The 14,426-nt window shown below is 38.5% G+C and carries 14 protein-coding genes; 6 read left to right on the forward strand and 8 right to left on the reverse strand.

Going from position 1 to position 14,426, the window contains the following annotated elements:
• Positions 1-141 precede the first annotated feature (141 nt).
• Positions 142-1,050 carry a homoserine O-acetyltransferase MetA gene (gene metA / locus CWR48_RS18975; protein ID WP_115774855.1) on the forward strand — a complete coding sequence of 303 codons (909 nt, stop codon included), beginning with the start codon at positions 142-144 and terminating at the stop codon, positions 1,048-1,050.
• A gap of 290 nt (positions 1,051-1,340) precedes the next feature.
• On the forward strand, positions 1,341-2,741 hold the full coding sequence (locus tag CWR48_RS18980; protein WP_115774856.1) for a purine-cytosine permease family protein: 1,401 nt from the start codon (positions 1,341-1,343) through the stop codon (positions 2,739-2,741).
• Between the two features lie 455 nt (positions 2,742-3,196).
• Here the strand turns inward: CWR48_RS18980 and CWR48_RS18985 are convergent, their stop codons facing one another.
• The 4 genes from CWR48_RS18985 to CWR48_RS18995 form a co-directional block, all read right to left on the reverse strand.
• Positions 3,197-3,904: a DNA alkylation repair protein gene (locus CWR48_RS18985; RefSeq protein WP_115774857.1), complete on the reverse strand. Its 708-nt coding sequence runs from the start codon at positions 3,902-3,904 to the stop codon at positions 3,197-3,199.
• A gap of 52 nt (positions 3,905-3,956) precedes the next feature.
• Positions 3,957-4,880, reverse strand: coding sequence for an HPr(Ser) kinase/phosphatase (gene hprK, locus CWR48_RS18990; protein WP_115774858.1), 924 nt, complete (start codon positions 4,878-4,880; stop codon positions 3,957-3,959).
• Positions 4,881-5,022: 142 nt separating this feature from the next.
• On the reverse strand, positions 5,023-5,175 hold the full coding sequence (locus tag CWR48_RS20555; RefSeq protein WP_170140813.1) for a hypothetical protein: 153 nt from the start codon (positions 5,173-5,175) through the stop codon (positions 5,023-5,025).
• A gap of 82 nt (positions 5,176-5,257) precedes the next feature.
• Entirely contained in the window at positions 5,258-6,124 is an 867-nt protein-coding gene (locus tag CWR48_RS18995; RefSeq protein ID WP_245976865.1) for a metallophosphoesterase, read from the reverse strand.
• Between the two features lie 299 nt (positions 6,125-6,423).
• Between CWR48_RS18995 and CWR48_RS19000 the strand changes: the two genes are divergently transcribed.
• The 3 genes from CWR48_RS19000 to CWR48_RS19015 all read left to right on the forward strand — a co-directional run bounded on the left by CWR48_RS19000 (position 6,424) and on the right by CWR48_RS19015 (position 9,182).
• On the forward strand, positions 6,424-7,371 hold the full coding sequence (locus tag CWR48_RS19000; protein ID WP_115774859.1) for an Rpn family recombination-promoting nuclease/putative transposase: 948 nt from the start codon (positions 6,424-6,426) through the stop codon (positions 7,369-7,371).
• A 409-nt stretch (positions 7,372-7,780) separates the two neighbouring features.
• Complete coding sequence (locus CWR48_RS19010; protein ID WP_115774860.1) at positions 7,781-8,203, forward strand: HIT family protein; 423 nt, start codon at positions 7,781-7,783, stop codon at positions 8,201-8,203.
• A gap of 250 nt (positions 8,204-8,453) precedes the next feature.
• Positions 8,454-9,182 (forward strand): DUF4386 domain-containing protein, encoded by a 729-nt coding sequence (locus CWR48_RS19015; protein ID WP_115774861.1) that lies wholly within the window; start codon positions 8,454-8,456, stop codon positions 9,180-9,182.
• 187 nt (positions 9,183-9,369) lie between these two features.
• Here the strand turns inward: CWR48_RS19015 and mqo are convergent, their stop codons facing one another.
• Positions 9,370-10,899, reverse strand: coding sequence for a malate dehydrogenase (quinone) (gene mqo, locus CWR48_RS19020; RefSeq protein WP_115774862.1), 1,530 nt, complete (start codon positions 10,897-10,899; stop codon positions 9,370-9,372).
• Positions 10,900-11,172: 273 nt separating this feature from the next.
• Between mqo and CWR48_RS19025 the strand changes: the two genes are divergently transcribed.
• On the forward strand, positions 11,173-11,511 hold the full coding sequence (locus CWR48_RS19025; protein ID WP_425453919.1) for an ASCH domain-containing protein: 339 nt from the start codon (positions 11,173-11,175) through the stop codon (positions 11,509-11,511).
• 61 nt (positions 11,512-11,572) lie between these two features.
• On the opposite strand, the gene CWR48_RS19030 is transcribed toward CWR48_RS19025, so the two are convergent.
• The 3 genes from CWR48_RS19030 to CWR48_RS19040 form a co-directional block, all read right to left on the reverse strand.
• Positions 11,573-12,334, reverse strand: coding sequence for an SDR family NAD(P)-dependent oxidoreductase (locus CWR48_RS19030; protein WP_115774864.1), 762 nt, complete (start codon positions 12,332-12,334; stop codon positions 11,573-11,575).
• A gap of 254 nt (positions 12,335-12,588) precedes the next feature.
• Entirely contained in the window at positions 12,589-13,785 is a 1,197-nt protein-coding gene (locus CWR48_RS19035; protein ID WP_115774865.1) for an MFS transporter, read from the reverse strand.
• A gap of 98 nt (positions 13,786-13,883) precedes the next feature.
• A complete protein-coding gene (locus CWR48_RS19040; protein WP_170140814.1) occupies positions 13,884-14,282 on the reverse strand; it encodes a MarR family winged helix-turn-helix transcriptional regulator in 399 nt (132 codons plus the stop codon).
• Positions 14,283-14,426 lie beyond the last annotated feature (144 nt).

The raw sequence follows: 14,426 nt of genomic DNA on the forward strand, positions 1-14,426 counted from the left end.
TCATATATCAGCGTGTTCACCATATATATCAGCGTGTTCCCAATTATATCAGCATTTTCGAAATTATCACCCCAAATCAATAGAACTTATCGGAAAATTACATTATAATGATTGCAATGATCGAAGGGGGATTATAAGAAAATGCCAATAAAAATTCCGAAACAGTTACCTGCACGTGATATTTTGGAAAAAGAGAATGTATTCATCATGGATGAGAATCGAGCGAATACCCAAGACATCCGTCCGTTAAAAATTGTTATCGTTAACCTTATGCCCGAAAAGGAGCGAACGGAGACGCAATTAATGCGACTATTAGGTAATTCGCCGTTACAAGTCAATGTGACACTAATACACACCGCTTCCCATGATTCAAAAAATGTGAGCCAATCCCATTTGAACCAATTTTATGACACATTTGATAATATACGTGAAGCTCGATTTGATGGGATGATCATTACAGGTGCTCCCGTTGAGCAGCTACCATTCGAGGAAGTGGATTATTGGGAAGAACTGAAGGCAATTATGGATTGGTCGGAAACACATGTTACATCTGTTTTGCATATTTGTTGGGGGGCCCAGGCTGCTCTCTATCATCATTATGGAATTGGGAAATTTGAGTTGCCTCGCAAGTGCACTGGAGTGATTAATCATGCAATCTCAGACACGACTGTAAGACTTGTACGAGGATTCGACGATGAATTCTTAGCACCACATTCTCGTTACACAAGTCTCTCCATTGAGGAAATAAATGCTAATGAGAAACTGATTCCCCTTGCTCTAACGGAAGATGGCGAACCATTTCTTATGTTATCTAAGGATGAGAAGCATGTAATGGTAACCGGTCATTTAGAGTATGACAATAAAACCCTTGCAGATGAATATTATCGTGATATAAATAAAGGGCTAGAAACAGATATTCCGAAAAACTATTTTCCAAACGATAATCCAGAAGAGAAGCCATTGAATCGTTGGCGCTCACATGCCCATTTATTATTTTCCAATTGGCTTAATTACTATGTATATCAGGAAACACCGTATGAATGGAAATAGGTTTTTCATTACTAGCGCAGAGTACCTTGATTCAATTACAAGGTACTCTGCGCCTTTTTTTGCTTGTTGTTACATCCGTATATTTCCGTTAGAAAAATGCAGTTTGCACAGAAAAAACTTTATTAAAAAATACTAAGTAAAAACTTGACAAAACACAAAAAAGCTTGATGCTTTTTTGCTTCATTTGAGAATACATGTTATACTAATTTAGGTTGTTTTTTGTGAAGCAGAGCACAAAAAACATAAATATAACTTGTGAAATTATTAACAAAGAAGTGGAGATGATATTTATGAGATCTGTTGAATATACAGATCACGGAGTAGAGGATAATGGAAGTGACGATTATTCATTAGATAGGGTCCCTCGTGATAAGAGAAACATGGGCTGGCTAAGTATTACCAATATCACTTTTGGTATTGCAACAGCTATTTTTTATTTCCAAATGGGAAGTGTAATGGCACTTCAATTTGGTGCAATTAATGCAATTATTTCTGCCATTTATGCAATCATTGTTGCTGGTATATTAGGAACATTTATCGCTTACTTATCTGCAAAGTCAGGCATGAATGTTAATTTATTATCCAGAGGCGGTGGATTCGGCTATATTGGTGCATCATTAACCTCGCTTATTTACGCTACTAACTTTATTATGTACTGTGCGTTAGAAGGCATGATTTTAGTCACTGCCGTTCACGAATTTTTTCCAGTAATCCCACAATGGGCATTAATTATTGTCTTCGGTTCCATTGTTATTCCATTAAATTGGTTTGGAATTAAACAATTGGATAAACTGCAAAAGTGGTCATTGCCACTATTCTTCATTTTCCTAATAGCAGCTATCATTATGGCTACACGCATACCTTCTGCTTATGAAGGAAGCTTCTGGTCTTACATGCCAGAGGGCGTTCAAGTTGGCGGAAGCGCATTATTACTATGCATTGGCATGCAGCACGGTATTATGGGCTTAACACCATTACTTGCTTCTGACTATGCTCGTTTTCTTAAACCAAAAGATATGAAAATTGGCATATTCGCAATTGGATTCGTCCCACAAATCTTCTGTTTCGGAGTCATGGGAGGTCTAGGAATATGGTTTGGTGTTCGTTTAGGTGAGCCTAACCCAGGAATATATATTGTAATGCTTCTTGGTATTTGGGGAGCATTATTCACAATGATAACACAAGTAAGAATCAACATAACGAATATTTATAGTGGTTCACTATCACTATCAAACTTCTTTGAAAACATTTTCAAATTTAAACCAGGACGCCGTTTTTGGGTTGTTGTCACAGGCGTCGCATCGATAGTCTTAATGCTTGGCGGCATCGTCAATCACCTGGAAACAGTAATGACATTCCAAGGGGTATTTCTATTAACATGGGCAGCGATTCTCGTAACGGATGCTCTATTCGTTAAACGCATCCTGAAGATTGGGCCCGGCTATTACGAAGACCAACAACGGAATTTATATAAATGGAATCCGGTTGGTGTTGTTTCCCTGATTGTCGCAAGTGGATTAGGTACGATTGCCGCACTTGGTTTCTTAGGTACATTTTTGCAAAGTACTGCCGCATTCTTTGCAGCGATTCTTGCAGCGATTCTCACCGTTGTTATCGCAATCGCTACGAAGGGGAAATATTATATTAAAGCGGAAGACAGACACATTGAAAGAGAAGATTATATTGCGTAATATATAAATAGAAAGTGAAAAACGCTCAGAATATTATCTGGGCGTTTTTCACTTTCTATTATTTGCCATCACATTTAGCTACTCCAAAACCCTGCTTGCTTGTTATGAACGCAGTATATTTTCCAAGGTCTTCTTCCAATAGCTTTAAGAACAAAAGCTTATAGCTAGTTTGAGCCATGTACGGACTGCGCCTCACGGACATGAGGTAGGTTAGACGTTGCCACAGGACGAGGCGAACTTAGTCGAACTTCTCCTTGCCTTTTGAGATAAAGGAAACTCTTTGGGAGCGTAAGCGGTTGACTTAGTATACGGAGGTGAGGGAAGTCTCGCTACAGCTTTAGCGCTGGAGCTGGACGTGGCTGTTCTCGGTAATTTAGTTATCTACAGCGCCCGATTTTATAGTTTCCTAAGCTATTAGAAAGCTTCTATCAGCACCAAGATGTGATGCTACTTTTTTAACACCTTACATATTTACGTTTAAACCCAAGCTTCCCTCTATCAACTTCCTTTTGAATACTTTCATAAGCATTTAAGATACTGCTCTTTTTCTTCCCTCGTTTAACTTCTACTGTACCAACTTCCTTTGCGGTACCGACTGCCTTATCATGCAGTGGCAAATATGAAATCCCCACGGTGTAGAGAAAATTATTCATTGCAGCTTTCGTTCGTTCTGGCGCATCATAAATCGTATCTTTCACAATATCAAGCATATTGGAAATTTTGCTTTTGGAAAATTCGTTGTCAGGACGATTTCCTAAAAGCCAGCAGTAGCAACTCCATCCTCCCGACATTCTCAGCTCATCACCACTTGCAATCCATTTATCAGCAACATCTTGTGCAATACTTGACTCTGACAATGTTACTGCAACCACATAATCGGACAGCATATAAAAATACGCAGCATCCATCCAACGATCAAAATCCGACTCCGTCATGGCTTTTGGATCTGCAATAATGCCCGCAAAGTACATTGCATCATAGTTACCTGTATCATACAATTTTTCAGCTAAAGGTTGATCTACTTTTATTTTCTTTGCCATCGGTTTCATGGCACCTGTTGCCACGCCAAAGAGCGGTTCCACAGCACCATTGGATATGTACATTTTTTTCATTCGTTCCTTGTTTAGGGCTTCAAGCTCTTGCATCACTGTTTCGACATCCACCGCTTTGCACATCCTTCCTCATTTTAATACGCATTTCAATGTAATCAAATCATTATTTATTATTTGAGTCATCCGACTCAATTCGCCCAATAAACTCTTCCGCCGCACTATATCCCTGCTGCTTCAAATACCAATTATTTGCCGCAGCTTCAATCAAGCCTGCCACATCACGTCCTGGCTGGAGTTGAATTTCAATATGTGGAATCGGCACACCCATATACTCTGTATAGCTCGTTTCTAGCTCCAATTCATTGTTCAATGTATGCTTTTTCCACTCTGTTAGTTCAATATCGAGCGCAATCCTTGTCTCATCCTGAAAAGCCTTTCTCCCATATACACGTACCACATTCAATAGCCCGATACTTCTCAGCGCAAGAAACTCCTTATTCATCTGATTATGTGTACCAAGAATCGTTTTATGGCTGAGCTTCTTCAGAACAACCATATCATCAGCCACGAGCCGATGCCCTCTGCCGATTAACGTATGTGCCGTTTCACTCTTACCAATTCCAGACTCCCCGCGAAGTAAGATGCCAATCCCAAATACATTGAGACAAACACCATGCACCGCGATCTCTGGTGCTAAGGACCTTGTCAAATATGCATCGACTTTTGCAATAAAATCTGTCGTATCTTCCTTGGTTCGCAGCAGCGGAATTCCCTCTTCAATACAGAATTGCTTGAGGTACATCAATCCCTCCTGTTCTGCTGTTACAATAAAGCACGGGGGATGATAATGAACAACATTTCTAATCCGCAGCTGACGTTCGCTATGACTTAACTGATGCAAATATGTAATTTCCTTCAAACCGAGTATTTGAACCCGTTCCATTGGAAAGAAGTCGAAGTAACCAATAAATTCCAGACCCGGACGATGTGTCTGTGAAGTTGTAATCTTTCGGTCAATTTGATCTTCTCCTGCTAATATTTCTAGTGAAAACTCACGAACCAAATCCTTAACCACAATTGATTTCACTCCCGGTAACACTTCCTTTCCAATCTAACTATCTCTACTTATTATACTGTAAAATGAATCACTCTGTGAAAAATCACACTTATTGGCTTAGAATTGCCGAATCAAGTTGCTTTTGTCAACGTTCGTGAAGCAGTAATACCAATTATTTACGAATATCCGTTAAATAAGATTGAATTGAATTAGGCAATGATTTATAAAATAATCCTTTATATTTAATATCAAGTAGTCCAGCAATGAATATCAAAATGATTAATACTAAAGCTGGTCTCTTATTCGCTTTCAATGTTGTCTTCAATTGGCACTCCTCCTTGGAAAATCTACATTCTAGTCAGCGATTTAATGTTATATGGTTTGCTCTTCCCCTTCATATACTCCGCTTATTTCTCCCTAGAAATTTCAATCAAACTAACCTGACTTTGGTTTAGAAATCGGATTGGCGCCATACTTGTACCAAGTCCACTATCAATATAGAGAAACTGGTTTACACCAATTTCAAATATCCCTTTATCCATTTCAGGAAAAAATCCCTCATCTGGTGCAACTAAAGCACCAATCAATGGAAGCCTTACTTGCCCGCCATGAGTATGTCCACTGAGAATTAAGTCAGCTGGGATAGCCCTGTATCTATCCAAAATGCTTGGTGAATGGGAAAGCAATATCGTATAGCTTGCTTGATCTACATTAGCAAATGCTAGGTTGAGGTCCTCATGTTTCGTTGCAGCATCATCGACTCCTACTAGATTCAGTGTTACGTTTCCCACTGTAAGTTCAGTACTTTGATTGTTTAAAATCGTAACATTTCGCTGTTCAATACCCTCTATAAAGGCTTCAGTAGACGCATTTCCCCACTCATGATTACCAGAAACAAAAAATACATTCGGATTAATTGCGGTTATTCTCTCAACAAGTGAAAAAACATGACCAAAATCATTTGTACCTCTGTCAATCAAATCACCCGTCAGTACAATAATGTCCGCGTTTGCCTGCTTCACAGTGTCGATCAATGTTTCATTATCTACTCCAAAGACTTTGTTATGTAAGTCACTAAGCTGAAGAATGGTGAGCTTGGAATCCAATGGTATTTTGTTACTATAAAACTCAATTCGATTTACTTTAAAAATATTCGTATCGATATATGCCTTCGTTGATAATCCAATGACACATAGCATACCAAAGATCCACATATATCTTGTCTTCCCAAAATGTGCTACTTTATGTTTCTGCTTCTTTAATTTATTTGCCACAAAATCCCATCCCCTCAAAACCACCTAACTTCTAGTTTAATCGAAATGTCAGATAATCTCACTAAAATGCAGTTCTTTTTTAAAAATCTTTTTATTGCTCCAAAATGCTAATTTGCGACAAGTTAAATTACGGAAATATAAATTTGCAGAAACAAACTTCCATTTTCTACTTGCAAACCGCGATTTTGTGTTACAAACATAGGCTATATAGGATTTTGACTTATCCATCATCATGTTCTATTCTCTATTTATTGTTATTTTACAGAATAATACTGTAAAATAAAGGAGATGGTAACTAGATGAAAATACAAAGTCCACATGATAAGATGTTTAAAGAAACGTTTGGAAATGTCGAGGTAGCCCAGAGTTTTTTAGCACATTATTTACCTCATAATCTACTGAAAATAATTGATGTGACTACATTTGAGCTGCTAAAAGACAGCTTTATTAACAAGGAACTGGCAGAGGACTTTTCAGATTTACTCTTCCATGTCAATATTGAGGAGAAAGACGGATTTATATACTTTCTTTTTGAGCATAAAAGCTATAGCAGCAAGGATATCTCCTTTCAATTATTACGCTATATGATCTCTATTTGGGATGCTAAAATCAAGAAAGAGCAAATTACTGAACTACCCGTAATTTTGCCGTTGGTCATTTATCATGGAAAGGAAGACTGGAATAGCACGCTCACATTGGGGGAAATGATATTAGGATATCAGAGGCTTCCAAAAGAAATTCAAAAGTTTATTCCTGATTATGAATATTTACTGTATGATCTTTCAACATATACAGATGAAGAAATTAAGGGAATGGCACAATTGAGGATTGTCCTCACTTTGTTTCGGGATATAATGACAAAGGATGGAGAAGATCTCATAATGTCGATTGAACGAGCTATTTCCTACTTATACGAAATAGACGATTTGCAAACAGGGATGGATTATTTCCAGACGATGATGCGTTATATTTTTGGCGCTAAAACAAATTTCACTTCAGAGGAGGTAAAGACTATTATGGAAAGAATTGAAAAAGACTATCCTGAGGGGAGTGAGGTAATAATGAGTATCGCTGATCTTTTACGGGAGGAAGGCAGAGGAGAGGGTAGAGAAGAAGGCAGAGAGGAAGAAAAAGTTGAACTAATAATGAAGGCCATTAACGAGGGTCTAAATTTAGAACTGATTGCAAAAATAACAGGACTTTCAATCAAAGAAGTAGAAAAAATAGCGAATGAACGAAAAGATTAGCCCTTCAATTTCTGGCATCCACCTTACAACCTTATTGCCCCTAACTTTATTTTCTTTATATAATAATCCAAGAACGACAGAGAGCACATTGATTGTTTCTAATTTACAGTTGATATAACCATTTGCCAATTCTCCCCACTAATGGCTGGATTGCGGGAAAATATAATAAAGACACCCAGTTCCAAGAGATACGATCGACACGATTATTCCTGACGCTAAGAACCCTGAGCAAGTACGAAGCAATTTGAAAACACTTGATGTTACGTTAACAAATGATGAAACAAAAGCAATCGATCGCATCTTCCAATAATATTCTTCATCATTAAGAGGCCAAACCCGTACCACATGCCCCTTCAAATGATACAATAATAAAGTACAGAATCTAATTTAGACAAGGGGATTGTTAAACATGGAATTGAATAAAGATTGTATGTATTGTATGGAAGATGAACGACGAGACGACCTGATGATTGAAATTGGCAAGCTCGATGTTTCTACGGTTTTTCTGTTTAAAGAACAAACCTATGCTGGCAGATGTAATGTTGTATATAAGGACCATGTTAAGGAATTATTTGAACTTGATCAGGATGAGTTAGCAGCATTTATGAGCGATGTAAAGAAGGTTGCAGCAGCTGTGGACAAAGCATTCCATCCTGACAAAATCAATTACGGGGCATATGGAGATACATTGCATCATTTACATATGCATGTTGTTCCTAAGTATGAAGGCAAGGAAAATTGGGGATCTACCTTCGAAATGAACCTAGGCAAGACTTACTTATCAGATGGGGAATATGATGAAGTAATTAATAAGATTAAGGAAAACTTATAATAAGCAACAATAAAACTCGGCTGTGAACACAAATCGTTCACGTCGGGTTTTATTTTTTTATTGAGCAAAGTGAGTTGTGTTCCCACTAATTTCAGGGGATATTTGTCTTATAACCTAAAAAGGTCAAGATTGCTGTAATGGGTTATTTATAATTTTTCGCATGTTTCTCTTCGACTTAACTTAAGTCAATGACTCGCCCCACCATCTTCAATATAATGAAAATAAAGAATGGTATATTGGAGGGTAACTTATGACTATCACTGAAACAGAACAATCAGATCGGCGTAAAACTGCATTCATTATAGGTGTCTCGCTTATCATTATGGCAATTGTCTCAGGCTTTTCCTACGCATTTGTCCATGAAAGTCTTGTAGTGCAAAGTGATCCAAGCACAACATACCAAAATATCATGGCATCAAGGAATCTTTTTAAAGCCGAAATCTTTGGTTGGCTTATCATCCTAATTAGCGATATAGTGGTTGCCTGGGCTATTTATATATTCCTTGCGCCAATCAATAAAAGCCTTGCACTTCTCAGTGGGTGGCTCCGACTCATTTATTCAGCAATCTTGGGTATTGCCATTCTTAATTTAATATTTGTATTGGTGCTCTCAAGCTCAAACGTTATAGATTACTTATCACTACTCGAAACGGAACAAGTTCAAGCACTGATGATGATGTCTCTCGAAGGGTTTGAATTGATTTGGTCAATTGGAATAGTTATTTTCGGTGGGCATCTCTTAGTTGTAGGCTACGTGGCTTTAAAGTCAAATACCATTCCTAAGATTATCAGCATTTTATTATTGCTAGCTTCGATCGGCTATATTGTTATTCATCTGTCCGAAACGTTTCTTCCGCAGTATGATAGTTTCATTGCAATACTTAATTTTATATTTATTTTGCCGATGATTGTAGGAGAGCTGGGCTTTGGAATATGGCTGCTGATTAGAGGGGAAGAATCTAGACCCTTACTACCATAAAAAGAAGAAGCATAAAGGCCAAAATGGCAGTTTATCCCGAATTGCCTGGCTGTAAGACACTTAACGAAAAGAATCCGAGAACAATCAAGAATTGTAAGTGGGGAATCAACAGAAAGTCAAAATTCCGATTCTGTTCAACTAACATTAAGTGGGGGCGGATATTACCCCCACTTCACGAAGTTTCACTTTATGCTTCTTGTAATGTGTCTTTCTTCTGTTCTACTTGTTTCCCTTCCACATCTAACCCTAGCGCATGTGCTGTTGATGCATGGATTTCACGGATAAGCTCCGGGTTTTCCAATAATGACAGGCCGTATGAAGGAATCATTTCTTTGATTTTTGATTCCCATGCATTGATATATTGCGGGAAGCATTTCTGCATTATTTCAAGCATGATCGACACCGCCGTAGACGCACCCGGCGAAGCCCCAAGCAATGCAGCGATTGAACCATCGCTTGCAGTAACGACTTCGGTACCAAATTGAAGGGTTCCCTTACCACCGGCCTCGGTATCCTTAATTACCTGCACTCGTTGACCTGCTACCACGACATCCCAATCCTCGCTTTTTGCAGTTGGAATAAATTCACGCAATTCCTCTATACGCTTCTCACTCGACAGCATCACTTGTTGGATCAAGTATTTCGTCAATTTCATCTCTTTAGCACCTGCTGACAGCATCGTCAAGACGTTATTTGGCTTCACAGAACCAATTAAATCAAGATAGGAACCAGTCTTGAGGAACTTCGGCGAGAATCCGGCAAATGGACCAAATAGCACCGATTTTTTGCCATCAATATAGCGAGTATCCAAATGCGGAACAGACATCGGCGGCGCACCGACCTTCGCCTTTCCATAAACCTTTGCATGATGCTGCTCGACAATTTCTGGTTTATCGCTTACCAGAAATAGCCCACTTACAGGGAAACCACCGATATGTTTTGACTCAGGAATATCTGTTTTCTGAAGTAGTGGCAAACTTCCACCACCTGCGCCAATAAATACGAAATCCGCTGTATGGTATTCCAGTCTTCCACCACCCGTATCATGTACCTTTACTTCCCATGAACCGTCCACAGTGCGCTTCATATCCTCCACACTATGTCTATAGTTGACCTCAACACCATGATTGGTTAGATGATCAAATAACATACTGGTTAGTGCGCCAAAATTGACATCTGTGCCAGAATCTACCTTTGTCGCGGCAATTGGTTCACTCAATGTACGTTCTTTCATAATAAGGGGAATCCACTCCATCAGTTTTTCCGGATTATCGGAAAACTCCATTCCCTCAAATAATGGATTGTTTGATAGCGCTTCAAAACGCTTCTTTAAAAAAGCTACATCTTTTTTCCCCTGTACCAGGCTCATATGTGACAATGGCATGATAAAATCCTGTGGATTTTCGATTAGTTTATGATTTACTAGATATGACCAAAACTGTTTGGAAACCTGGAACTGCTCATTGATTGTTAATGCTTTGCTAGTATCGATTGATCCATCCGACATCTCCGGTGTGTAGTTTAGCTCACACAACGCGGAATGCCCCGTCCCCGCATTATTCCAGCCGTTTGAACTTTCCTCCCCAGGTGTTGAGAGTTTCTCGAACACTTTGATTTCCCACTCTGGTGCTAATTCCTTTAGTAAGGTGCCCAATGTCGCACTCATGACCCCGGCACCAATTAAGATAACGTTTGTTTTCTTCGGTTGTCTGCTCATTTATATCTCTTCCCTATCCCATGATATTTACAGAAAAGATGTAGCCACTTCCGTTTAAGCGTTTACATCAACATTTGAAGTGTAGCGCCTTTTCTGAATCAGTTATAATATTCTAACTTAAATTATATCACTAATATTGAAGTTTAGTATCTTTTTAGGCACTTTTAACATTAAAAGAAATGATGCATTGCAGTAAAGAAACAATCCTGGCAAAATTCATTGGGAATCGTTATGATAGAATATAGAAATCAATAGATGAAATGAGGAATAATGATGAATGAATATCCTAAAAAAACGTGCTCCATTGAACGGCTAGTCACGATACCAGCGGATATCCAAAAAGTATTAGACGGAAAGAAAACAGCTACACGCAGGAATGGTGTCTATGCATATCCAGGTGAAATTATGGAGTTGGATGGTAAAACGTTTGTCATTGATGCACTATATAGACAGACGCTTGGCGAGCTGACGGATGAACAAGCACAGCAAGAGGGTTATACAAATCTAGATGCATACAAAGAAACGATAACGTCCATGCATGCACACGCAAAAATGCCTTGGCTTCCGGAAATGAAGGTTTGGGTACACGAATATAGTCCCGTTGATAAATAATACTTTTTAATAGAGCAAGCCACAGGGACAACCTTGTCCCTGTGATCCTCAGATATATTAATTAATGAGAAGTTTGACCACCATCTACTGTAAATACTTGTGCATTTGTGAAGCTTGCCGCATCAGATGAGAGGAAAACAACCATCTCTGCGATTTCTTCTGGTTTTGCTGCACGTCTCATTGGGACATTTGATGTAACTTCTTTCCATTTATCTGCATCATCTTTCCAAACTTGTGTCATCGGCGTTTCAGTTAATCCAGGTGCAACCGCATTAACACGGATATTTTGGTCTGCATGATCGAAACCTGCTGACTTACTCATACCAACTACTGCATGTTTTGCAGTTACATATGGTCCCATATCAGGGTCAGCAATCAAACCAGCAACAGATGCTGTATTGACAATTGTCCCGCCGCCGTTTTTTAGCATATGTGTTAATTCATATTTCATGGAAAGAAATACTCCCTTAACATCTACCGCAATAACTTTGTCAAAATCATCTTCTGGAATATCGGCAAATTTATTAGGTTTGCTTAATACACCTGCATTGTTAAACGCATGATGTAGTCCGCCGAAGTGTTCGACAGTATTCGCAACTAATGCTTGCACTTCTTCAGAGTCAACTACATTTGTTTTGAAGAATACTGCTTCTCCGCCTTCTTCTTCAATGAATTGAACCGTTTCTGCTGCACGTTCATCAACATCACCAATAGCCACTTTAGCACCACGACGTGCAAAAGCAAGTGCTGTTGCTCTACCAATACCTGTAGCTGCCCCAGTAATTAAAACTACTTTGTTTTCGAAGTCTTTTACATTTGTCATTTCATTACCTCCAGTATAGATTGAAATAGAATTCTATCTCATCTATTATTTTAACTTTGTTATAGGATTTCCTCTAATGATAATATCAATCAGGGGTGAATATTCTAAAATAATTGAGTTGGATTATATAAAGTGAGACTTCAATCAACAGGGTTCTTACAGCCAGTTAATTCGGGATTAAAACATGCAAATAACAAAAGAGGCAATCATCAATAACACTAATGATCGCCTCTTTTCCTATAATATCTATGGCATTACAATCCCCTTGCCTTCTTTCTCGCAGATGCCTTTTTGCCATGGACAACATAGTAGACAAAGAGACAAATAAGGATAATAGCAGCCATACTTGCATATAATCCGCGGAATCCAATCAATGGCAGAATAAATCCTAGGAGAAATGGACCTACCCCTATCCCTGTGTCAAAGAACACAAAATAGGTTGAAGTAGCTAAACCGATTCGATGTCTTGGAGCCTCATTAATGGCAACCGTTTGAGCACTCGACTGGAACGTACCGATTCCAACTCCGATAATTGCCCCAGCTAGGAGTAATGTGATTCCAATACTTGCCTGACTTAGAGTGAACATTCCGATTCCAAACAGAAGAATCGACGGATAGATAACAGCATTTTCACCCAATCGATCAAACATTTGGCCAGTAAATGGTCTGGAAATCAGGAGAAATACTGCGTACATTACAAAGAAGAAGCTCGCTGCATCAACTAAGTTTATTTCCGCGGCATAAGCAGTAAAGAAGGATAGAATGCTGGAATATGAAAACCCAATGATAGCAACAAGAATACCAATCCCAATCGTGCTTTTCTCAAAGTAATCGCTTAGTCGGAAGCCCCTTTCAGCTTCGCTTTCATCTGGTACAAACGCAAGTTTTGGAACACGTAAAAAAAGCGTTGCAACTAAAGCAACAACAGAGAAAACCGTCGTGGAAATAAAGATCATATCATATTCAAAGTTTTGGCTAATATACAGCCCTAAGAATGGGCCAATTGCCATAGCCAAATTGGTACTTGTTGCAAAATACCCCATACCTTCCCCACGTCTTTCAGGTGGTATAAGATCTGCAACGATTGTTCCGGTTGCCGTTGTACTAATCCCAAAAGCAAATCCATGGATAAAGCGGATGAGTAATAATAGAGCCAAATTATTCACTGGAAAATAAAATAACATCATGACTAAGAATAAAATCAGACCAAAGAGCAGTAACTTCCTTTTACCAATCTTTTCGATTGTTTTCCCAGCAATCGGCCTTACGAGTACCGCCCCAATGACAAAAATACTCGATGCAAGACCTGCTTGACTTTGCGAGGCACTAAATTTCTCAATCGAGTATACAGCTAATGTCACCATTAACATATAAAATGATATAAACAGTAAAAAATTCGAAGCAGAGACCATGACAAAGTCTTTGGTCCATAATTTAGGTTTTTGTTTCATTTTTTCTCTCCTTACTAACATTAAAATAAATCCATACTTCTTCCCTGATAAGTATAATGATGGCAATCCACCTAAAAGCTTTGCGTTGTTTAAGTGATCTAAAGCTTTTCCTTTAATAATTGAATCGTTCGAAACGCTGTATCTATATCTGCTTCCGGTATCCCCGCAATTAATGACTTTTCGAATTCACTTACAATAAGGACGGCTTTCTCATATACTTCCAATCCTTTTTCAGTCAGCTGAACCACCCGCTCACGCTTGTCATTGCTTGGTACTTCTTCAATCAACCGCTGCTCTGCTAGTCGATTTACCGTACGTGATATCGTTGGCTTCTCCACGTCAAAATGATTACTTATCTCCACAAGTGTGACTGGGCCTATTTGTTTTAAACAATAAACAATACTCCACTGCGAATAATATAATCCTATCCCTACTAACTTTCCATTCAGTTTTTTCGTATATGACCTTGAAAACTGCAGGTTTCTTTGAAAAAACACAGATTCCTCCAATTCGAACCACCTCTTGAAAAAAATAGTTACCTAGGTAACTATACTGTATTCTTCAATAGAAGTCTATTGTCCGGCATATTTATATCACAAAACTGTAATTTTTACTGACTTACTTTTAAATTTTGGTTAAAT

This window comes from Oceanobacillus arenosus (genome assembly GCF_003369575.1).
GTDB classification, from domain to species: Bacteria; Bacillota; Bacilli; order Bacillales; family Amphibacillaceae; genus Oceanobacillus; species Oceanobacillus arenosus.

Coding starts and splice junctions, on each gene's coding strand:
- metA (WP_115774855.1), top strand. CDS start 142: ATGCCAATAAAAATTCCGAAACAGTTACCTGCACGTGATATTTTGGAA.
- CWR48_RS18980 (WP_115774856.1), top strand. CDS start 1,341: ATGAGATCTGTTGAATATACAGATCACGGAGTAGAGGATAATGGAAGT.
- CWR48_RS19000 (WP_115774859.1), top strand. CDS start 6,424: ATGAAAATACAAAGTCCACATGATAAGATGTTTAAAGAAACGTTTGGA.
- CWR48_RS19010 (WP_115774860.1), top strand. CDS start 7,781: ATGGAATTGAATAAAGATTGTATGTATTGTATGGAAGATGAACGACGA.
- CWR48_RS19015 (WP_115774861.1), top strand. CDS start 8,454: ATGACTATCACTGAAACAGAACAATCAGATCGGCGTAAAACTGCATTC.
- mqo (WP_115774862.1), bottom strand. CDS start 10,899: ATGAGCAGACAACCGAAGAAAACAAACGTTATCTTAATTGGTGCCGGG.
- CWR48_RS19025 (WP_425453919.1), top strand. CDS start 11,173: ATGAATGAATATCCTAAAAAAACGTGCTCCATTGAACGGCTAGTCACG.
- CWR48_RS19030 (WP_115774864.1), bottom strand. CDS start 12,334: ATGACAAATGTAAAAGACTTCGAAAACAAAGTAGTTTTAATTACTGGG.
- CWR48_RS19035 (WP_115774865.1), bottom strand. CDS start 13,785: ATGAAACAAAAACCTAAATTATGGACCAAAGACTTTGTCATGGTCTCT.